20 protein-coding genes and 1 riboswitch are annotated in these 19,199 nt (G+C 74.6%); of the genes, 10 read left to right on the top strand and 10 right to left on the bottom strand.

Annotated features, from left to right (window positions below; all coding sequences use genetic code 11):
• Positions 1-2 precede the first annotated feature (2 nt).
• The 4 genes from xylA to G1H19_RS03750 form a co-directional block, all read right to left on the bottom strand.
• Positions 3-1,193: a xylose isomerase gene (gene xylA / locus G1H19_RS03765; RefSeq protein ID WP_152730287.1), complete on the bottom strand. Its 1,191-nt coding sequence runs from the start codon at positions 1,191-1,193 to the stop codon at positions 3-5.
• 61 nt (positions 1,194-1,254) lie between these two features.
• Positions 1,255-2,037 carry a helical backbone metal receptor gene (locus tag G1H19_RS03760; protein WP_202925969.1) on the bottom strand — a complete coding sequence of 261 codons (783 nt, stop codon included), beginning with the start codon at positions 2,035-2,037 and terminating at the stop codon, positions 1,255-1,257.
• Between the two features lie 113 nt (positions 2,038-2,150).
• On the bottom strand, positions 2,151-5,354 hold the full coding sequence (gene icmF / locus G1H19_RS03755) for a fused isobutyryl-CoA mutase/GTPase IcmF (RefSeq protein ID WP_152730286.1): 3,204 nt from the start codon (positions 5,352-5,354) through the stop codon (positions 2,151-2,153).
• Positions 5,355-5,535: 181 nt separating this feature from the next.
• Positions 5,536-5,805, bottom strand: coding sequence for a hypothetical protein (locus G1H19_RS03750; protein ID WP_152730285.1), 270 nt, complete (start codon positions 5,803-5,805; stop codon positions 5,536-5,538).
• 180 nt (positions 5,806-5,985) lie between these two features.
• Between G1H19_RS03750 and G1H19_RS03745 the strand changes: the two genes are divergently transcribed.
• Positions 5,986-6,423, top strand: a complete 438-nt coding sequence (locus tag G1H19_RS03745) for a class I SAM-dependent methyltransferase (RefSeq protein WP_152730284.1) — start codon at positions 5,986-5,988, stop codon at positions 6,421-6,423.
• 51 nt (positions 6,424-6,474) lie between these two features.
• The gene (locus tag G1H19_RS03740; RefSeq protein ID WP_202925970.1) at positions 6,475-8,553 is read left to right on the top strand and encodes a HelD family protein; all 2,079 of its coding nucleotides are present in this window, start codon (positions 6,475-6,477) and stop codon (positions 8,551-8,553) included.
• Positions 8,554-8,613: 60 nt separating this feature from the next.
• Here the strand turns inward: G1H19_RS03740 and G1H19_RS03735 are convergent, their stop codons facing one another.
• Entirely contained in the window at positions 8,614-9,240 is a 627-nt protein-coding gene (locus G1H19_RS03735) for a TetR/AcrR family transcriptional regulator (RefSeq protein ID WP_152730283.1), read from the bottom strand.
• Positions 9,241-9,339: 99 nt separating this feature from the next.
• Between G1H19_RS03735 and G1H19_RS03730 the strand changes: the two genes are divergently transcribed.
• The 4 genes from G1H19_RS03730 to G1H19_RS03715 all read left to right on the top strand — a co-directional run bounded on the left by G1H19_RS03730 (position 9,340) and on the right by G1H19_RS03715 (position 12,324).
• Positions 9,340-9,990 carry a hypothetical protein gene (locus G1H19_RS03730; RefSeq protein ID WP_152730282.1) on the top strand — a complete coding sequence of 217 codons (651 nt, stop codon included), beginning with the start codon at positions 9,340-9,342 and terminating at the stop codon, positions 9,988-9,990.
• Positions 9,991-10,007: 17 nt separating this feature from the next.
• A complete protein-coding gene (locus G1H19_RS03725) occupies positions 10,008-10,940 on the top strand; it encodes a CPBP family intramembrane glutamic endopeptidase (protein ID WP_152730281.1) in 933 nt (310 codons plus the stop codon).
• A gap of 228 nt (positions 10,941-11,168) precedes the next feature.
• Positions 11,169-11,426, top strand: a complete 258-nt coding sequence (locus G1H19_RS03720) for a DUF2568 domain-containing protein (RefSeq protein ID WP_202925971.1) — start codon at positions 11,169-11,171, stop codon at positions 11,424-11,426.
• 46 nt (positions 11,427-11,472) lie between these two features.
• On the top strand, positions 11,473-12,324 hold the full coding sequence (locus G1H19_RS03715) for a PPK2 family polyphosphate kinase (protein ID WP_152730279.1): 852 nt from the start codon (positions 11,473-11,475) through the stop codon (positions 12,322-12,324).
• Positions 12,325-12,358: 34 nt separating this feature from the next.
• Here the strand turns inward: G1H19_RS03715 and G1H19_RS03710 are convergent, their stop codons facing one another.
• The 3 genes from G1H19_RS03710 to G1H19_RS03700 form a co-directional block, all read right to left on the bottom strand.
• Positions 12,359-13,174 (bottom strand): YihY/virulence factor BrkB family protein, encoded by an 816-nt coding sequence (locus G1H19_RS03710; RefSeq protein WP_235928229.1) that lies wholly within the window; start codon positions 13,172-13,174, stop codon positions 12,359-12,361.
• Positions 13,175-13,242: 68 nt separating this feature from the next.
• A complete protein-coding gene (locus G1H19_RS03705; protein ID WP_162393270.1) occupies positions 13,243-13,404 on the bottom strand; it encodes a hypothetical protein in 162 nt (53 codons plus the stop codon).
• Between the two features lie 287 nt (positions 13,405-13,691).
• On the bottom strand, positions 13,692-13,955 hold the full coding sequence (locus G1H19_RS03700) for a hypothetical protein (RefSeq protein ID WP_152730278.1): 264 nt from the start codon (positions 13,953-13,955) through the stop codon (positions 13,692-13,694).
• A 448-nt stretch (positions 13,956-14,403) separates the two neighbouring features.
• Positions 14,404-14,567: riboswitch (cyclic di-AMP (ydaO/yuaA leader) on the top strand.
• Positions 14,568-14,584: 17 nt separating this feature from the next.
• On the opposite strand from G1H19_RS03700, the gene G1H19_RS03695 reads away from it, so the two are divergent.
• The 4 genes from G1H19_RS03695 to G1H19_RS03680 all read left to right on the top strand — a co-directional run bounded on the left by G1H19_RS03695 (position 14,585) and on the right by G1H19_RS03680 (position 18,172).
• Positions 14,585-15,727 (top strand): C40 family peptidase, encoded by a 1,143-nt coding sequence (locus G1H19_RS03695; RefSeq protein WP_152730277.1) that lies wholly within the window; start codon positions 14,585-14,587, stop codon positions 15,725-15,727.
• A gap of 169 nt (positions 15,728-15,896) precedes the next feature.
• Positions 15,897-16,235 (top strand): DUF3817 domain-containing protein, encoded by a 339-nt coding sequence (locus G1H19_RS03690; RefSeq protein WP_152730276.1) that lies wholly within the window; start codon positions 15,897-15,899, stop codon positions 16,233-16,235.
• Between the two features lie 13 nt (positions 16,236-16,248).
• Positions 16,249-17,610: a serine hydrolase domain-containing protein gene (locus G1H19_RS03685; RefSeq protein WP_235928230.1), complete on the top strand. Its 1,362-nt coding sequence runs from the start codon at positions 16,249-16,251 to the stop codon at positions 17,608-17,610.
• Positions 17,611-17,647: 37 nt separating this feature from the next.
• Positions 17,648-18,172, top strand: coding sequence for an NUDIX domain-containing protein (locus tag G1H19_RS03680; protein WP_152730275.1), 525 nt, complete (start codon positions 17,648-17,650; stop codon positions 18,170-18,172).
• Between the two features lie 6 nt (positions 18,173-18,178).
• On the opposite strand, the gene G1H19_RS03675 is transcribed toward G1H19_RS03680, so the two are convergent.
• Positions 18,179-18,361, bottom strand: coding sequence for a hypothetical protein (locus G1H19_RS03675; protein ID WP_202925982.1), 183 nt, complete (start codon positions 18,359-18,361; stop codon positions 18,179-18,181).
• Positions 18,362-18,411: 50 nt separating this feature from the next.
• Positions 18,412-19,083: a hypothetical protein gene (locus tag G1H19_RS22495; protein WP_202925972.1), complete on the bottom strand. Its 672-nt coding sequence runs from the start codon at positions 19,081-19,083 to the stop codon at positions 18,412-18,414.
• Between the last annotated feature and the right edge of the window lie 116 nt (positions 19,084-19,199).

The raw sequence follows: 19,199 nt of genomic DNA, 5'->3' as shown, positions 1-19,199 counted from the left end.
GCTCAGCGCGCGCCGGTCAGGTGCTCCACGGCCAGCTGCGCCAGCCGCACCACCCCGGCGCCGCGCTGACCGGCGGCGTCGGTGTCGAAGTCCTCGAAGGCCGACCGGTCGGCGAGCAGGTCGGCGAGCGACTCGCCGTCGGCCAGCGTGGGGGTCGCGAGCTCGGGCACCCGCGCGGCGGCCATCGCCTCGGCGACCTCCGGGTCGGCGCGGTAGGCCGCGGCGCGCTCCTTGAGCAGCAGGTAGGTGCGCATGTTGGCCGCGGCGGAGGCCCACACGCCGTCGGCGTCCTCGGTGCGCAGCGGCTTGTAGTCGAAGTGCCGCGGCCCGTCGTAGGCCGGGGCGCCCCCGGGCCCGCCGTTCTCCAGCAGGTCGACGGTGCCGAACGCCGACAGCAGGTCGCCGTGGCCGAACACCAGGTCCTGGTCGAACTTCGGGCCGTGCTGCCCGTTCAGGTCGATGTGGAACAGCTTCCCCTGCCACAGCGCCTGGGCGATGCCGTGGGTGAAGCTGAGATTGCTCATCTGCTCGTGCCCGACCTCGGGGTTCACCCCCACCATGTCGGCGTGCTCCAGGGTGGAGATGAACGCCAGCGCGTGCCCGACCGTGGGCAGGAAGATGTCGCCGCGGGGCTCGTTCGGCTTGGGCTCCAGGGCCAGCCGCAGGCCGTACCCGCGCTCGGTCACGTACCGGGCGAGGGTGTCCAGGCCCTCCCGGTAGCGCTCGAAGGCCGCCTGCAGGTCCTTGGCGGTGTCCACCTCGGTGCCCTCGCGCCCACCCCACAGCACGTAGGTCGCAGCCCCCAGCTCGGCGGCGAGGTCCATGTTCCGCATGACCTTGCGCAGCGCGTAGCGGCGCACGTCCCGGTCGTTGGCGGTCAGCGCACCCTCCTTGAACACCGGGTGGGTGAACAGGTTGGTGGTCACCATCGGCACGACCAGGCCGGTCTCGGCCAGCGCGGCCCGGAAGCGGTCGAGGTGCCGGTCGCGGGCGGCGGCGTCGCTGCCGTGCGGCACGAGGTCGTCGTCGTGGAAGGTGACGCCGTAGGCGCCCAGCTCGGCGAGGCGGTGCACGCTCTCCACCGGGTCCAGCGCGGCGCGGGTGGCGTCCCCGAACGGGTCGCGCGCCTGCCAGCCGACGGTCCACAGGCCGAAGGAGAACTTGTCGTCGCGGGTCGGCGCGGGCGCGCTCATGGGGGCCTCCGGGAGGTGACGGCACGTGCTGTGCAGTGGACCACAACCGGACCGGCCCGGTTCACCGGCCCGGGGGTCCGCCCGGTGTGCGGGCCAGGACCGCGCCGACGGCGGTGGCCAGCTCCTCCCGGGCGCCCACCAGCGACGGGCCGTACCAGGTGAGCAGCCGCCCGCTGACCAGCACCGTGGGCACCCCCGGGAAGGCCTCCGGCCCGTCGTCGGCGGTGAAGGCGTACGGCTCGTCGGGCAGCAGGACGACGTCCGGCCGGAGGTCGTGCAGCCCGGTGAGCTCCCGGTGCGGGTACCGCTCGGCGGTCACGGCGTTCACCAGGCCGAGCCGGGCCAGCACGTCGCCGGTGAAGGTGCGCCCGCCCACCACCATCCACGGGTCACGCCAGATCGGCACCAGGGCGCGGGCCGCCGGCAGCGGAGCCGGGGCCGACCACACCCGGGTGGCCTCGGTGAGCCAGCCCGGAACGCCGGTGCCCAGCGCCTCGGTGAACAGCCGGTGCATCGCGGTCAGCGCCTGGTCCACCGACTCGGTCACCGTCACCCACACCGGGACCCCGGCCGCCCGCAGCCGCTGCACGTCCAGCTCGCGGTTCTCCTCCCGGTTGGCCACCACGAGGTCCGGGGCGAGTGCGGCGATCGCCGCCCGGTCGGGGTTCTTGGTGCCGCGGACCCGGGCGACGTCCAGGCCGGCCGGGTGGGTGCACCAGTCGGTGGCGCCCACCAGCCGCTCGGGCACGGTCACCGCCAGCGCCTCGGTCAGCGACGGCACCAGCGACACCACCCGCCGCGGCGGCCCGGCGAGCTGCACCGCCGTCCCCAGGTCGTCCCGCACGACGCCCACCTGACCCCCGCCTCCTCCAGAACCGACACGAACAGCCCGCCACGATGGCCATCTTGGCGACGCCACGATGGCCATCGTGGCGGGGGGAGGGGGTCCGTCACGGGCTAGACGTTGCGGCGGTACTGGCCGCCGACCTCGAAGAACGCGTCGCTGATCTGACCCAGCGAGCAGTACCGGACGGCGTCCATCAGCGCCTCGAAGACGTTGCCGCCGCCGACGGCCGCCTGCTGGAGCCGGGCGAGGGCGGCCGGGGCGTCGGCGGCGTGCCGGGCGTGGAAGTCGGCCAGCCGGCGCAGCTGCGACTGCTTCTCCGCCTCGGTGGCCCGGGCCAGCTCGACCGTGCCGGGCTCCTCGTCCCCGGCGTCCGGGGCCAGGAAGGTGTTCACCCCGACGATGGGCAGCGACCCGTCGTGCTTGCGGTGCTCGTAGAGCATCGACTCGTCCTGGATGCGGCCGCGCTGGTAGCCGGTCTCCATGGCGCCCAGCACCCCGCCGCGCTCGGCGATCCGGTCGAACTCCGCGAGCACGGCCTCCTCGACCAGGTCGGTGAGCTCGTCGACGACGAAGGAGCCCTGCAGCGGGTTCTCGTTCATCGCCAGGCCCCACTCCCGGTCGATGATCATCTGGATGGCCAGCGCCCGGCGGACCGAGTGCGCCGACGGCGTCGTCACCGCCTCGTCGTAGGCGTTGGTGTGCAGCGAGTTGGCGTTGTCGTAGATCGCGCACAGCGCCTGCAGCGACGTCCGGATGTCGTTGAAGTCCATCTCCTGCGCGTGCAGCGACCGGCCCGAGGTCTGCACGTGGTACTTCAGCTGCTGCGAGCGGGCCGAGGCGCCGTAGCGCTCCTTCATCGCCACCGCCCAGATCCGTCGGGCCACCCGGCCGATGACGGTGTACTCGGCGTCCATGCCGTTGGAGAAGAAGAAGCTGAGGTTGGGCGCGAAGTCGTCGATCGCCATGCCGCGGGCGAGGTAGGCCTCGACGTAGGTGAACCCGTTGGCCAGCGTGAAGGCCAGCTGGCTGATCGGGTTGGCCCCGGCCTCGGCGATGTGGTAGCCGGAGATGGAGACCGAGTAGAAGTTCCGCACGCCGTGGTCGATGAACCACTCCTGCACGTCGGCCATGCAGCGCAGCGCGAACTCGGTGGAGAAGATGCAGGTGTTCTGGCCCTGGTCCTCCTTGAGGATGTCGGCCTGCACGGTGCCGCGCACCGTGGCGAGCACCCGGGCGCGCACCGCGTCCGGGTCCTCGGTCGAGCCCGCCAGCTGCTGGTCGATCGCGGTGTTCAGGAACATCGCCAGGACGGCGGGAGCGGGCCCGTTGATGGTCATCGACACCGAGGTGGTGGGGGCGACGAGGTCGAAGCCGGCGTAGAGCGCCTTCATGTCGTCCAGCGTGGCGATCGAGACGCCCGACGTGCCGACCTTGCCGTAGACGTCGGGACGCGGGTCGGGGTCGCGGCCGTAGAGGGTGACCGAGTCGAACGCCGTGGACAGCCGGGTCGCCGGCTGGCCCTCCGACAGCAGCCGGAACCGCTGGTTGGTGCGGAACGCGTCGCCCTCGCCGGCGAACATCCGGGCCGGCGCCTCGCCCTGCCGCTTGAACGGGAACACGCCCGCGGTGTAGGGGAACCGGCCGGGCACGTTCTCCCCGCGCAGCCAGCCGACCAGCTCGCCGTGGTCGGTGGTGCGCGGCAGCGACACCCGGCGCACCGGGTTGCCCGACAGCGTCCGGCGGGTCAGCGGGGTGTGGATCTCCTTCCCGCGCACCGTGTAGACCAGCTCGTCGCCGGAGTACTCGGCGACGGTGGCCGGCCACTCGTCCAGCAGCGCCGACACCGCGGGCAGCAGCTCGCCCCCGATCTCGCGGGCCCTGGCCGCGGCGGCCTCGGCGGCGTCGCCGTCCAGCAGCTGGGCGGCGGTGGTGAGGTGCTGGCGGCGGCGCAGCAGCTCGGCCTGCTCGGCGGTGGTGCGGTGGTAGCCGCGCACGGCCTCGGCCACCTCGGCCAGGTACCGGGCCCGGGACGACGGCACCACGCTGGTCAGCCCGGACGACGCCCGGACCTCGACCCGCGGCAGCACCCCGGAGCCGAGCGCGAGGCCCTTGCCGGCCAGCAGCGTCTTCAGCTCCTGGAACAGCGCGGTGACGCCGTCGTCGTCGAACCGGGCGGCGCTGGTGCCGAAGACGGGCATCTGCTCCCACGGGGTGCCGAACGCCTCCCGGTTGCGGACCATCTGCCGGGCGACGTCGCGGCGGGCGTCCTCGGCGCCGCGGCGCTCGAACTTGTTGACCGCCACGACGTCGGCGAAGTCGAGCATGTCGATCTTCTCCAGCTGCGACGCGGCGCCGAACTCCGGCGTCATGACGTACAGCGAGACGTCGGAGTACGGCAGGATCGCGGCGTCGCCCTGGCCGATGCCGGGGGTCTCCACGATCACCAGGTCGTACCCGGCGGCCTTCACCGCCGCGATCGCGTGGTCCAGGTGCTCGGGCACCTGCGCGCCGGCGGTGCGGGTGGCCAGCGAGCGGAAGAACGTCGAGGCCCGGTCGCCGGTCTCGAGAGCGTTCATCCGGATCCGGTCGCCCAGCAGGGCGCCGCCACCGCGTCGGCGGGAGGGGTCGACCGCCAGGACGGCGATCCGCAGCTCGTCCTCCTGGTCCAGCCGCAGCCGGCGGAGCAGCTCGTCGGTCAGCGAGGACTTGCCGGAGCCGCCGGTGCCGGTGATGCCCAGCACCGGGACGTGCCGACGGGCCGCCTCGGTGACCACCCGCGCGGCCAGCTCCGGGGAGCGCCCGGCCTCCAGCACGGTGATCGCCCGGGCCAGGGCCGCCGGGTCGCCGGCGAGCAGCGCGTCGACGTCGGGGCCCGCGGCCGCGAGGTCGACGTCGCACGCCTGGACCAGGGTGTTGATCATCCCGGGCAGGCCGAGCGCCTGGCCGTCCTCGGGGCTGAAGATGCGCACCCCGCGCGAGCGCAGCAGGGCGATCTCCTCGGGCACGATGACGCCGCCGCCCCCGCCGAACACCTGCACGTGGCCGGCGCCGTGCCGGTCCAGCTCCTCGACCAGGTAGCTGAAGTACTCCACGTGCCCGCCCTGGTAGGAGGACAGCGCGATGCCCTGCGCGTCCTCCTCCAGCGCGGCGCGCACCACGCTCTGCACGCTGCGGTCGTGCCCCAGGTGCACCACCTCGGCGCCCTGGGCCTGCAGCAGCCGGCGCATCACGTTGATCGCGGCGTCGTGGCCGTCGAACAGGCTGGCCGCGGTGACGAACCGGACCGGATGGCGAGGGATGTGGAGCTCGGGCATGAGGTCTCCTCGCCGACGGCGTCGGATACGTGGACTTCCTCACAACGTATCCGGGAGATGCTCGGACGTCCACGTATCTCGCGGGTCGACGCTCCGAGGTGTCGACCGGGTCCCCTCCCGCCGGGTCGCACGACCGGGTCGCCAGGCCGGCGTCCCCGCGCCCGGCGACCTGCGGCGGCACTCAGGAGTTCATGTAGTCCAGGTAGTCGTCGTAGCTGGCGATGACGTCCTCGATCTCCACCGTGTCGGGGAAGTCGGCGACGTCCTGGTGCTTGGACAGGAACGTCACGGTGCGACGGACCAGGTCCTCCTCGTCCTCGTCGTCGGCCCCGAGCTTGTCGAGCGCCTCGGGGGTGAGCCGGAACCAGGTCTCGACGGTCTCGCCCTGGTCTTCCAGGCGCACCACGTACTGGTGGTCTCCCTGGCTCTCGATGTCGAAGTCGTCTGGCATGCCCGCAGGCCTACCCGCCGATCGGTCGTCCACGCAAGGCAGGGCCGAGCCGATGCCCCGGAGGTGACGGACGTCGCCACCTGGGCGGACGCCGGGGGTGGACTGCGCCGAGAGCGGACGTCCTGCGCCGAGAGCGGACGAGCCCCCACGCACCGGGGGCCCTCCGGTTGGCTCACCCCCATGAGCACCCAGGGCGATGCCGGACCCGGCGGCCGGGCGGCGGCCGACTTCGCGGGGGAGACCGCCCGTCTCTACCGCAGCCACCGGCGCGACCTCCCGGCCGACCAGGCGCGTTCGCTGGCCAGGGAGCTGCGGTTGCGCGCCGAGGACGTCGTCGTCGACCTCGGGTGCGGGACCGGGCAGCTCGCCGTCCCCCTCCGTCGGCACTGCGCCGGTGTGGTGGCGGTGGACCCGGAGCCGGCGATGCTGGCCGGGCTGCGGGACCGGGCGGAGCCGGGCGTGCTGTGCCTGCTCGGCTCGGACGACGACCTGCCCGTGCTCGGGGAGTGGCTGACCGCGGATGACCCCCTGCGCGGGGTCGGCGCGGCGCTGCCTCGGCTGCGTCGAGACGTTCCCGCGGGAACGTCTCGACACCGCTGGGTGGACGGGGTGACGTAGTTGCTCGGGCACCTGTCGCCGGGGGCCCGACGCGGGTAGCGTCCACCGGCCGTGTCTCACCTCCAGGACCACGAGACCACCGTCCCCGATCCCGTCCTCTCCGCCGAGCGCGCCCACCTGTCGCGCGCGGCCGACTGCCTGTCCCAGATGCGCACCGCCAGCGTCGCCGTCGTCGACGCGGGGGTGGACGCATGGGCCTCCGAGCGGCTCGGCGCCGCCCGCGCCGAGCGGCTGCGCTCGCTGGCCGAGGACACCGGCGTGCCGGCGTTCTTCGGCCGCACCGACACCGTCCCGGGCGCCCCCGCGGGGCCCGAGACCTTCCACATCGGCCGGCGGCACGTGCGCGACGCGGCCGGCGACCCCGTCGTCATCGACTGGCGGGCGCCGATGAGCCGGCCGTTCTACCAGGCCAGCGCCGCCGACCCGCAGGACCTGGCGCGCCGCCGGCGCTTCGGCTTCGCCGACGGCGAGCTGACCAGCTACGAGGACGAGCGGCTGGCCGAGGGCGACGCCCCGGACCCCGACCGGCCCAGCGGGTTGCTGCTGGCCGAGATCGAGCGGCCGCGCAGCGGGCCGATGCGCGACATCGTCGCCACCATCCAGCCCGACCAGGACGACATCGTGCGCGCCCCGCTCACCCGGTCGATCTGCGTGCAGGGGGCACCGGGCACCGGCAAGACCGCCGTGGGCCTGCACCGCGCCGCCTACCTGCTCTACACCCACGGCGACCAGCTGGCCCGCACCGGCGTGCTCGTCGTCGGGCCGAACAGGGCCTTCCTGCGCTACATCGAGGCGGTGCTGCCGGCCCTCGGGGAGATCGAGGTCGACCAGGCCACGGTCGCCGACCTGACCGGCCGGGTCCCGGTGCGGGCCGAGGACCCACCCGAGGTCGCCGTCCTCAAGGGCGACCCGCGGATGGCCGGGGTGCTCCGCCGGGCGCTCTGGGGCGGCATCACCAAGCCGGCCGACTCGCTGCAGGTGACCCTGGCCGGGCGCCGGTACCGGGTGTCGGAGAACCGGCTGGTGCGCATCGTCGACGACCTGCGCCGGGCCGGCACGGCACCGGAGACGGGGTCGGCGGCCGACCAGCAGGTGCTGCACTACGCCGCCGGCCGGGAGCGGCTGGCCATGGCCGTGGCGCAGGAGGCCCGCCGGCAGAAGGAGGAGGGCGGCGGTGCCCCCACCGACGCCGAGACCCGCCGCTGCGCCCGCAGCCCGGAGGTGCGGGCGTTCTGCGACTCGGGCTGGCCCTCCTGGGACGCTCCCGGCCTGGTCGCCGCCCTGTTCACCGACGCCGACCGGCTGGCCCGGGCCGCCCGCGGCGTGCTGACCGACGACGAGCAAGCCCTGCTGCACTGGTCGACGCCGCCGCGCTCGGTGCGCGCCGCCCGCTGGACGGCGGCCGACGCGGTGCTGGTCGACGAGGTGGCCGGGCTGCTGGAGCGCACCCCCGGCTACGGGCACGTGGTTCTGGACGAGGCGCAGGACCTCTCGCCCATGCAGTGCCGGGCGGTGGCGCGCCGGCTGGCCGCGGGCTCGCTCACCGTGCTCGGCGACGTCGCGCAGGCCACCAGCCCGTGGTCGTCGTCCGACTGGTCGCAGACGCTCGCCGGGCTGGGCCGCCCGGACACCGTCGTCCGGCCGCTGACCCGCGGGTACCGGGTGCCCGGGGAGGTGCTCGACTTCGCCAACCGGCTGCTGCCGGTGATCGCCCCGGGGCTGGCCGCGGCGACCGCGGTGCGCCGGGAGCCCGGGTCGCTGTCGGTGCGCGCCGTCGCGGACCCCGCCGCGGCCCTGGTCGACGTGGTGCGCGGGCTCGCCGGCGTCCCCGGCTCGACCGGGGTGGTCTGCGCCGACGACGCGGTGGCCGGCGTGGTCACCCGGCTGCGCGCCGCCGGGCTGGACGTCGCCGCGCTGGCCGACGACGGGTCCGCCCAGGCCCGGCTGGCGGTCGTGCCGGCCACGCTGGTCAAGGGCCTGGAGTTCGACCACGTGGTGCTGCTCGACCCCGCCGCCGTGGTCGCCGCCGAGCCGCGCGGGCTGCACCGGCTCTACGTGGCGCTGACCCGCGCGGTGAGCAGCCTGGTCGTGCTGCACGCCGGTGACCTGCCCGAGGTGCTCATCGGTTGAGAGGACCGCGGAGGGTGCCGTCCCCCGCGGCACTCGCGGTGTCCCGACGGCCCGCCAGGGTCATCCCCCTGGCGTCGGCGCAACGGTCCAGGCGGTCGTGACGGCATGGACTGCGAGGCGCAGCGTCTCGGTCTCGCCGTCGAGCTGGAGGGCGTCGGGGGGCAGGGCGCGTCGGGTCACCAGGCCGTCGAGCACGGTCGCCAGGAACCGGGCCCGCTGTTCGATCCCGCCCGGTCCGATCGCGCCCTCGTCGACGAGGACGGTCAACCACCGTTCGATGCGCCGTCGGCCCAACCGCTCCAACGCGAGGTAGGTGACGGCTTCGTCGTCCGAGGGCGGGGACGCGACGTACGCCTCGTACAGCGCCCCCCAGTGCTGCCGCGCCTGGTCGCCGGCGCCCACCTGGGCGAGGAACAGCTGCAGGCCCGCGACCAGGCGTTCGCTCGGCGTCCTCGTGCGGTCGTCGATCGGGTCGTCGGGGAGGTCGACGTCGTAGAGCCCGGCGATCACCGTGTCGACCAGGGCTCGCTGGGTGGGGAAGAAGTGCCGCAACGACCCGGTGCTGACCTGCGCTCGGGCCGCGACCGCTCGAACGCTCAGGCGTGCCGTGGGGTCCTCGCCGAGCATCGTCGCCGCGGCGATCAGGATCTTGTCCCGCGTTCCCGGTGTCTCCGACCGAGCGGTCATGCCGTCCTCCTGGTGGTCCGTTTCTGTCACAGCGTGCTAGCGTTCGCTCATGCGACTATCACAGTGTAATAGAGCACCGGGTCGGCGGGGAGCACGACGATGACCGATGGCTGGCGGGACCGTCTCGCCGCACGGCGGGTACGCCCGGGAGCCGGTGAGCCGCTGCCACGCTTCCGCTGGTGGCAGCTGTTCGGCAGGTCGCTGCGCACGCTCACGCTGCGCGCACCTGATGGCAGCTCGGCCACCTACGCGGTCGACGTCCGCCGGGCGGGGGACGGCAGTGACGGGGCGGTGCGTGCCCGGCTGTACCTCGACGGTGCGCTGCTCGCCCACTCCACGTTGCCCGCCCGCTTCCCCGTGGCCGGCGGCCACATCGAGGTCGCCGTCGGCACCTTCGGGCTGCGCCGGTGCCACCACGTGCGCGCCGACGGTGGAGAGACCCAGCTCGCCCCCGATCCCTCCTCCGCCGAGGGGCGCCGCGCCCAGCTGCACCGCACGCGTCCCCGCCTCAGCGGGCTCATCGGTCTGGTCTCGGCAGGTCTCGTCATCGCCGGACTGTGCGTGACCGTCCCGCAGCTCCTCCAGGCGGTCTCCCAGGCCCCACCGATCGCCGACTCGATCGGGACCTTCACCTCGCCCGTCCGGCTCCCACCTGCGGCCAGCGTGCTCATCGCGATCGCCGCGGTCATCGGCAGCACCGAACGCGCGCTCCGGATGCGGTCGAGCTGGCTCGACGACCTCGCCAGCTGACCCCCAGAGAGGAACCCATGTCCCACGCCACCGACTACCTGGTCCCCCAGCTCGACGACCCGACACCCCTGGCCCACGTGCCCGCCGCGGTCGAGTACCACCGCGTGTACGCCGGGGACGGACGCCGCGTCGGGCGCGGCGTCCTCGCCATCGTGCTGCTGCTCGCCGGGCTCGTCGGCTCCGCACAGCTGTTCCTGCTCGGCGCCGACCTCATCGACACCCAGGTGCTCGGGCGCACCGGCTCCACGCCGCTGCAGCAGGCCGCCGGTGCACTCTCCCTCGCCGTGCTCATCCCCTGGTGCATGCTGGTCCAGCGCCTGCTCTACGGAGTGCCCGGCCGCTCGCTGCACTCCGTGGCCGGACGCTTCCGGTACGACCTGTTCGCCCGGGCGCTGCTCACCTACGGTCCGCTCGTGCTCGTCGCGATGTCGGTCGCGTCCCTGCTGGAGCCCGGCGAGAGCGTCCCGTGGACGACGGTCGACCTCGTCGCGTCCTTCGTGATCGGGATGCTGCTGACACCGCTGGCAGCGGCCGGTGAGGAGTACGGGCTCCGCGGGTTGATGTTCCGGGTCGTCGGCGGCTGGACCCGCGGCGCGCGTTCTGGCGCGGTCCTCGGGGTGGTGGTCACGACCGTCTTCTTCTCCCTCGTCCACGGCTCGCTCGACCCCTCCATCCTCACCTCCTACCTCGTGCTGTTCGGGTCGATGGCGATCATCACCTGGCGCACCGGTGGGCTGGAGACGGCCGTCGTCCTGCACGCCGTCTACAACGTCACCGCCCTCGTCCTCGCCACGACCCTGCACGTCGATGTCGGCGGGGCGCTGAGCAGTCGGGCAGAGGCGACCGGGTCGGCGGCGCTCCTCGTCCCCAGCGCGGCGTTCGTCCTCATCACCGCCGTCGTCTGGTGGAGGACGCGGACGACCGGCCCGGCACGGACCCCCGCCCGATGAGCCGGCGACCCCTGCCACATCGGGCCCTGCGCCGACTACGCCACGGTTCGACCTGGTCGACCTCGACCCCCTGGCGTGGGCTGCCCGCGCCCCGGTGGTGCAGCCCCTGGTTCTCGTGGTGAGCCCTCCGCTCCTGCGGTCTTGCTCCTGCGGTACTGCTCCTGCTCCTGCGGTGCTGCAGCACCGCAGGAGCGGACGGGACACCGCAGGAGCAGGCCGGCCACTCCGGTGCGGGTGCTGCTCGCGGCCGGGCTGCCGCTGGCGGCCGCGGTGCTGTGGGGGCTCTTCGCCGCACCGCGGGCCGCCCGCGCGTCGGCCGGTGCGCGCGCCGTCGTCCAGGTGCTGGTGTTCGGCGGGGCGGCGCTGGCCCTCGGTGCGCTGTCCGGCACGGCGTCCGGGGTGCTCTTCGCAGTGCTGGCCGCAGGGGACGTGGCGCTGGCGGCGGTGCTGCCGGCAGCGTCCGGTGGGCCGGCGGCCGACCGGTGACCGGCCAGGCGGACACCGCTGCTGATCACCCGCCTACCCTCTGTGGATGGCCGCCTCCCTGCGTGAACTCCTGCGGGCGCCGACCGGCCCCGTCTCGCTGACCGACCTCGACCCCCGCGGCAAGCCGCACGCCCCCGGGGACAAGGACGCCACCCGTGCGGCGATGGTCGCCGACGGCGAGCAGTTGGCCACCCTGCAGGAACGGCTCTACGCCGAGGGCTTCCGTGGCGGCCGGCGCCGGGTGCTGCTCGTGCTGCAGGGCATGGACACCAGCGGCAAGGGCGGCGTCATCCGGCACGTCGTCGGTGCGGTGAACCCGCAGGGCGTCAGCATCGCGGGCTTCAAGAAGCCCACCGAGGCCGAGCTGCGGCACCACTTCCTGTGGCGGGTCCGGCGCCAGGTACCGGAGCCCGGGATGCTCGGCGTCTTCGACCGCTCGCACTACGAGGACGTGCTGATCGGCCGGGTGCGCGCCCTCGCCGCGCCGGAGGTGATCGAGAAGCGTTACGCCGAGATCAACCGCTTCGAGCAGCAGCAGACCGACGCGGGCGTGACGATCGTGAAGTGCTTCCTGCACATCTCGCACTGGGAGCAGAAGGAGCGGCTGCTCGCCCGGCTGGACGACCACGCCAAGCAGTGGAAGTTCGAGCCCGGCGACATCGACGAGCGGGCGCTGTGGCCGGAGTACCAGCGCGCCTACGAGACGGCGGTCGAACGCACCAACACCGACGTCGCCCCCTGGTACGTGATCCCCAGCGACCGCAAGTGGTACCGCAACTGGGCGATCGGGCGGATCCTGCGGGAGACCCTGGAGGACCTGGACCCGCGGCTGCCCGAGCCGACCTACGACGTCGAGGAGCAGCGGCTGCGCCTGCTCGACGAGGGCAACAGCCACTGACCTGCGCGCCGGGACGGCGGCATACCCGGCGGGCTCAGCCGGACGGCGCGAGCCGGTCGTGCAGCGCCTGGGTGGTCAGCCAGCCGGCGATGACCACCAGGTGCAGCAGGAACAGCCACAGCCCCACGGCGACGACGCCGCCCACCACGGTGAGCCCGCCGAACGGCGCACCGATGTCCAGCGGCAGGTCCAGGAACAGCACGAAGCCCTGCAGGAACCCGCTCAGGCAGGCCGCGGTGAACAGCGCCCCCGGCACGACCGCGCGCCAGCGCAGCCGCTCGGGTGCGACCACCCGGAACCCCCACACCAGCGGCAGGGTCAGCGCGGCCAGCACGCTGTAGTAGCCGACGGCCACGCCGGCCAGACCGTAGGCGAACCCCTCGCCCCCCGCGAGGTCGGCCAGCTGCCCGCCGACCAGCAGCAGCGGGTACAGCAGGAACGGCGTGAGCAGCACCAGCGGCAGGATCAGCAGCCGCCCGCGCCAGCCGGTGAGGGTGTCGCGGTGGTCGGTGAACCGCAGCAGCGCCCGCCGCAGCCCCTCGCCGTAGAACGACATCGGGAAGAGGGCCAGCACGATCCGCAGCCAGTCCAGCTCCACCCCGGCCTGGGCGAGCCGGGTCAGCGCGTCTGGGGCACCGATGTCGTCCGGGAGCACGCCGGCCAGCCGGTCGGTCAGCGCCCGGACCTGGTCGGTGGAGGTCACCCGGGCGGTGAGCGCGAACGCCACCGCCAGCAACGGGACGACGGCGATCCCCGCGTAGAAGGTGAGCCCGGCGCCGATGAGGGCCAGGTCGCGGCCCACCAGCCGGCGCCGGACGCCGTCGAGCAGGCCGCGGACCTCCACGCGCACCCCGCGCCAGGGTGGCGGGCGGGTTGCTGCCGGGGGCGCCTGCTCCGGCGTCCGCCCGCGCAGGGTGCTCACGCGCTGGTGTCGTCGTCCGTCCGGTGCTCGGCGAGCTCGCGGGTGGCCATGCCGCCGTCGCCGCCCTCGTCGCGCGGGCCGGGGTGCACGTGCAGCTGAGCGTCCGGGTCGTGCAGCGGGCCGCCGGCGGGCTCGGTGTCGGGCGGGGTGCTGCTCACTCAGGTCTCCTCGGTCGTCGTCGATCCTCTCCAGGATGCCCCACCCGCGCCCGGGCGAACCCCACCCGACAAGCGGCCCTTTCCGCGGAAGTGGCCGGGTGGTGAGGGTCGGGCCTGGTCGAGGAGCGGCCCTTTCCGCGGAAGTGGCCGGGTGGTGAGGGTCGGGCCTGGTCGAGGAGCGGCCGTTTCCGCGGAAGTGGCCGGGTGGGCAGGGTCGGGCCTGGTCGGGGAGCGGCCGTTTCCGCGGAAGTGGCCGGGTGACGGGTCGGTCGCCCAGCGCTTGGGCGTCAGGCCTGCGTTTCCCCGGCGGCCGGTGGATCGGTGGTCACCTGCTGCAGCAGGCCCCAGACGAACCGGGCCCGGGCGCCCGGCAGGTGGACCTCGACGCGGCTGGTCACCCCCGGGTCGACGACGACCGCTCCCGGCAGGTCGGCGACGTCCCCGACGACGTGCTCCCACACCCGCAGCGCGCCCGGCCGGGCGGCGGGCACCGGCGAGCCCGCCGCCCGGACGAGCTGCTCGTCGAGCACGTCCCCGTCCGGCCCTGTCACGACCTGCCAGTCGAGGTGCGGCCACAACGGGAGCCGCCACCGACACACACTGAGAGAAACGTCACCGAAGTTCTCTGCGGTCACCTCGCCCGGAGGGCCGAGGACGGCGGTCCGCAGCGCCAGTCCGCGGGGTGCGCGACGGCTGTGCCGGAGCTCCTGCCACCGCTGGTGAGCGGCCCGCGCCTCGGCCCGGTCGGCGTCCAACCTGGTCAGCGCGGCGGGCAGTAGATCGGGGCGGAGGTCCCCCATCCGCCTCATGAGCACCAGGCAGAACTCCCGTCGCGCCAGACCACGCACGCGGGCGAGCCTGTCACGCCGTGTAACGGACGCCTCGGCGGGTCGCAGAGAGCAGTCCACAACCGGACGGCAGCCGTTTGTCAGTAGTCGTGCTCCGACCTACGGTGTGTCGGTCCGGTCGGGTCAGACCGCTCCCCAGCAGGGGAGCACCGTCCGGACGCCGCCGAACTGGTGGCCGGTGCACATGGCCGGCCCACCGGACCGGGGACCCACCGCAGCACTGGGGTGAAGCGGGGCGATCAGCTGATCGTCACGCCGGGCTACTTCCTGGCCCGAACCCGTCAGCTAACTCGGTAGGCGGCCATGGGAAGAAACGGAGAGTCGCCGCACACATGGCGAGCCCCTGCACGTCTGCCCTCGGCCGGGTCCACCCCGGTCGCCGGGCCCTCATCACCGTCGTCGGCGCCCTCTGCGTCGCACTCGCACCGCTCCCGGCGCTGGCCGCCCCCACCGAGGAGCCCACCAGCTCCGCCGAGGCCGCCGCCCTCATCGCCGCCCGCGGGCACGACCTCGAGGTCCTGACCGAGGAGTTCAACACCGCCCGCGAGACGCTCCTCACCGACCAGGCCGCCGCCGCAGCCGCCGCCGCTGCCGTCACCGACGCGCAGGCCGCGCTGACCGCGGCCCAGGGGCAGGTCGTCGACGTGGCGCGCAGCGCCTACACCGGCAACCAGCTGAGCTCGCTCGAGGCGATGCTGACCAGCGACTCGGCCGACCAGCTGGTCGACCGCGTCGGCACCCTCGAGACGATCGCCGACCACTCCAACTCGGTGCTCGGCACGGCGCAGGCCGCCAACGAGGCCGCGGCCGCAGCGGAGAAGGCGGCCTCCGAGACCGCCGCCGCCGCTGCCGACCAGGTCGAGCGGGTCGCCGCGCAGCAGGCCGACCTGCAGTCGCAGATCGCCGAGTACCAGGCCGACTACGACCGCCTCAGCGCCGAGGAGAAGGCCGCCGCGCTGGCTGCCGCCGCCGCCGCGCACGCGGCCGAGCAGGAGGCGGCGGCCTCCGCCAGCGCCTCGTCGTCGTCCGCGACGTCGTCCGGCTCGTCGAGCGCGTCGTCCTCCGGCGGCGGGTCCTCGACGCCGGCCCCGGCGCCGTCGACCCCGATCGTGGCCTCCAGCGGCGCGGCACAGACCGCCGTCGACACCGCCATGGCGCAGCGCGGCAAGCCCTACGTGTGGGCGGCCAGCGGCCCGGGTTCCTACGACTGCTCCGGCCTGATGCAGTACGCCTACAAGGCCGCCGGCATCTCGCTGCCGCACTCCAGCGCCATGCAGTCCCGCATGGGGCAGGCCGTCTCCCGGGCCGACCTGCGCCCCGGCGACATGATCTTCTTCTACAGCCCCGTCAGCCACGTCGGCATGTACATCGGCAACGGCCAGATGGTCCACGCCCCGACCTCGGGTGACGTGGTGAAGGTCGCCAGCATCGACGTGATGGGCAGCATCACCGCGATGCGCCGTCTCGCCGGCTGACACGCTCCACGCGCCACCACGGTGCCCCGGTCGCCCTCGGTGACCGGGGCACCGTCGCGTCCGGGCCCGCCCCTGGGGGAGACGGATCACAGCCCGGACCGGGACGACGTGCCCGTCCCGGTCGTTGACCCCGGCAGACACCCCGAGCACCCGACCCGAGGACCGAGCCATGAGCGATCGACCCGCCCGCCCGACCGTCGCCCGGGTCTTCGTGGCCGTCGCGATCGCGGAGGCCGTCTCCTGGGCCCTGCTGCTGGTGGGCATCTTCTTCAAGCGCGTCGTGGACGTCACCGACGTCGGGGTCACGGTCTTCGGCCCGGTGCACGGGGCGGTGTTCGTGGCCTACGTCGCCGTCACCCTGGTGGCCTGGCGGACGCTGCGCTGGTCGTTCGGCACGGCGGCCCTGGCACTGCTCGCCTCCGTCCCGCCGTTCACCACGGTGTGGTTCGAGCGGTGGGCGCAGCGCACCGGCCGCCTCCCGCGCCCGGCGCCCGCCCCGGTCGGCTGACTACGGTCGTCGGGTGACCGACCCACTGCCGCCCGCCGGCCAGAGCCCCCTGACCGTGCCGCCGCTGCTGCCGGCGACGGCGCGCGCCCTGCTGGCGCGCACCGCCCGTGTGCAGCGGGACGGCCGCGCGCCCAGCCTGGTCGCCGGGGTGGTGCGCGACGGCGGCCTGGCCTGGTCGGCCGGGCGCGGCGACGTCGCCGAGCCGCACACGGACGTGCAGTACCGGCTCGGCTCGATCTCCAAGACCGTCACCGCGGTCGTCGTCCTGCGGATGCGCGACGAGGGCCTGCTCGGGCTGGACGACCCGCTGGAGCGGCACGTGCCCGGCACGCCGCTGGGGGAGCGGACCGTCGGGCAGCTGCTGTCGCACATGTCCGGGCTGAGCAGCGAGAGCCCCGGCGGGTGGTGGGAACGGGTCGAGGGCGGCTCGCTGGAGGACCTGCGGCTGGACCCCAGTGACGTCGTCCTGGGTGCGGCGCGGCGGTTCCACTACTCCAACCTGGGCTTCGGCCTGCTCGGTGAGCTGGTGCAGCGGCACCGCGGCGCGTCCTGGGCCGACGTCGTCACCACCGAGGTGCTCAGCCCCCTGGGCATGACCCGCACGACCACCCGGCCCAGCGGGCGGGCCGCGGCCGGGTCGGCGGTGCACCCGTGGGCCGACGTGGTGCTGCCCGAGCCCGAGCACGACGCCGGTGTGATGGCCGCCGCCGGGCAGCTGTGGTCGACCCTGGCCGACCTCGGCCGGTTCGCGGCGTTCCTGCTCGGCGACACCGGTGACGTGCTGGCGCCGGGCACGCTGGAGGAGATGGGCGTGCCGGCCGGCGTGGACTCCTCGGCCCCCGGCTGGTCGGCCTACGGGCTGGGCCTGCAGGTGATGCGGGTCGACGGGCGGACGCTCACCGGGCACGGCGGCTCGATGCCCGGCTTCCTGGCCGGGGTGTTCGTCGACCGGGAGGAGCAGGTCGGGGCGGTGCAGCTGGCCAACACCACCAGCGGCCTGGACCCGCTGGTGCCCGGGCTGCTGGCCGACGTGCGCGCCGCCGAGCCGCGCGTCGTCGACGCCTGGGTGCCGTCGGCGCCACTGGTGCCGCTGGACGTGCTCGGTGTCTGGTTCTGGGGCCCCGCGCCGCACGTGCTCCGCGCCCGGTCCGGTGGGCTGCTGCACCTGGGCCCGCTGCCCGGCCGCGCGGGCCGGGCCAGCCGGTTCGCCCCGCGTGAGGACGGCACCTGGGTCGGGCTGGACGGCTACTACGCCGGCGAGACCCTGCGGATCGCGGTCGACCACCTGGACCTGGCCACCTTCGTCTTCACCCGTACGCCCTACGACCCCGCCGCCCCCGTGCCGGGTGGGGTGGACGAGCGCGGCTGGCGCTGAGCGGTACGGGCCTCGCCGCAGGTGCGACGCTGGGCCGATGAGGACGACGAGCAGCCGCGAGGTCTACCGCAACCCCTGGATCCGGGTCCGTGAGGACGTCGTGGAGCGGGCGGACGGGTCGACCGGGCTGTACGGCGTGGTGGAGAAGCCGCACTTCGCGCTGGTGCTGCCCGCCGAGCGGGACGGCTTCTGGCTGGTCGAGCAGTTCCGGTACGCGCTCGGGCGGCGCTCGTGGGAGTTCCCGCAGGGCACCTGGCCGCAGGGCTCCGGCGGCACGCCGGAGGACCTGGCCCGCGCCGAGCTGGCAGAGGAGACCGGCCTGCGGGCCGGGACGCTGCGGCACCTGGGCCACCTGGACCAGTCGCCCGGCCTGTCCACGCAGGAGTTCGACGTCTGGCTGGCCACCGACCTGGTGCCCGGCCCGACGGCGCGGGAGGAGAGCGAGGCCGACATGGTCAGCGCCTTCGTGACCGAGGAGCAGTTGCGGCTGATGGTGCGGGAGGGTCGCTTCACCGACGGGCCGTCGCTGGCCGCCCTCAGCCTGCTCCTGCTGGAGCGCTGAGCCCGCTCAGCCGCGGTCGAACCCGTCCAGCGTGGCCCGGACGACGGCCGCGTAGGCCAGGTGCGGCACCACGTCGCTGACCCGGTCGGTCGCCGACCAGGTGCGCGGGTCGGTGACGCCGAGGGCGGTCATCGGGCCGTTGGTGCCGACCAGCACGCCCACGGTGGTCAGCGTCGTGCCGAGCAGCACCCCGGCCGCCAGCCGGTGGACCGCACCAGCCCGTGACCGGCAGCCCGCGTTCACCAGGGCAGGTAGTAGGTGAGCAGGTCGGCGGTGACCGGCGGGAACAGCGTCTCGAACAGGTCCGCCGAGGAGCGCGGCACGTAGACGTCCGGCCGCAGCGCGGCCAGCCCGCGCAGGCCCCGCTGGCCGAACAACAGTGCCGGCAGCGCGTCCGGTGCGACGCCCGCGCCGCCCCGCGCGCCGGGTGACTGCTCGGGCCCGCCGGTGCGCACCGGGCCCCAGCTGCCGTCCGCGGCGACGTCCCAGCCGTAGGAGGCGCCGAAGGTGGACAGCAGCACCTCGCGTGGCGCGCCCGGTCCGGCGGCGGCCAGCCGGCGCTGCACGACGGGGGTGAGCGCCTGCAGCACCGTGGCGGTGTCGCCCAGGCGCACGTAGTACTGCTCGGGCCCGGCGTCCGCATCGCCCAGCCGTGGCTGCCACGCCGACGACGGCACGGTGCCCACCCGGTCCACGACCCGCAGCGCGGCGCCGCCCGCCTCGTGCACCAGGCCGGCGAGCAGGTCCTCGGCGGCGTCGGCGTCCGTCGCGGCCGCCTCGGCCACCAGCACGTCGTCGTCCGGTGGGGTGGTGCGGGCGGTGGCCACGACCACGCCGTCCCGCTCGAGCACGACCGTGGTGCTCGTGTCGTGCGCCAGCAACCAGCGCCGGCGCGCCGCGGAGTGCGGCACGGTGACGTCGGTTCCGGCCTGGGCGGCGTCCTGCAGGGCGGCCAGGGCCGGCAGGTCGGCGGGGGTGGCCGGGCGCAGCGTGGGCCGGCCCGCGGGCGGGGTGCCGAGCGGCCGGG

It is taken from the genome of Goekera deserti (assembly GCF_010685995.1).
GTDB lineage: Bacteria > Actinomycetota > Actinomycetes > Mycobacteriales > Geodermatophilaceae > Goekera > Goekera deserti.
The sequence above is the reverse complement of the archived record's forward strand: the minus strand, read 5'-3'. Positions and strand labels throughout refer to the sequence as shown.

Bases quoted from the DNA above. Each gene is read 5' to 3' on its own strand.
- xylA (WP_152730287.1), bottom strand. From the start codon at position 1,193: ATGAGCGCGCCCGCGCCGACCCGCGACGACAAGTTCTCCTTCGGCCTG.
- icmF (WP_152730286.1), bottom strand. From the start codon at position 5,354: ATGCCCGAGCTCCACATCCCTCGCCATCCGGTCCGGTTCGTCACCGCG.
- G1H19_RS03750 (WP_152730285.1), bottom strand. From the start codon at position 5,805: ATGCCAGACGACTTCGACATCGAGAGCCAGGGAGACCACCAGTACGTG.
- G1H19_RS03745 (WP_152730284.1), top strand. From the start codon at position 5,986: ATGAGCACCCAGGGCGATGCCGGACCCGGCGGCCGGGCGGCGGCCGAC.
- G1H19_RS03735 (WP_152730283.1), bottom strand. From the start codon at position 9,240: ATGACCGCTCGGTCGGAGACACCGGGAACGCGGGACAAGATCCTGATC.
- G1H19_RS03730 (WP_152730282.1), top strand. From the start codon at position 9,340: ATGACCGATGGCTGGCGGGACCGTCTCGCCGCACGGCGGGTACGCCCG.
- G1H19_RS03725 (WP_152730281.1), top strand. From the start codon at position 10,008: ATGTCCCACGCCACCGACTACCTGGTCCCCCAGCTCGACGACCCGACA.
- G1H19_RS03715 (WP_152730279.1), top strand. From the start codon at position 11,473: ATGGCCGCCTCCCTGCGTGAACTCCTGCGGGCGCCGACCGGCCCCGTC.
- G1H19_RS03695 (WP_152730277.1), top strand. From the start codon at position 14,585: ATGGCGAGCCCCTGCACGTCTGCCCTCGGCCGGGTCCACCCCGGTCGC.
- G1H19_RS03690 (WP_152730276.1), top strand. From the start codon at position 15,897: ATGAGCGATCGACCCGCCCGCCCGACCGTCGCCCGGGTCTTCGTGGCC.
- G1H19_RS03680 (WP_152730275.1), top strand. From the start codon at position 17,648: ATGAGGACGACGAGCAGCCGCGAGGTCTACCGCAACCCCTGGATCCGG.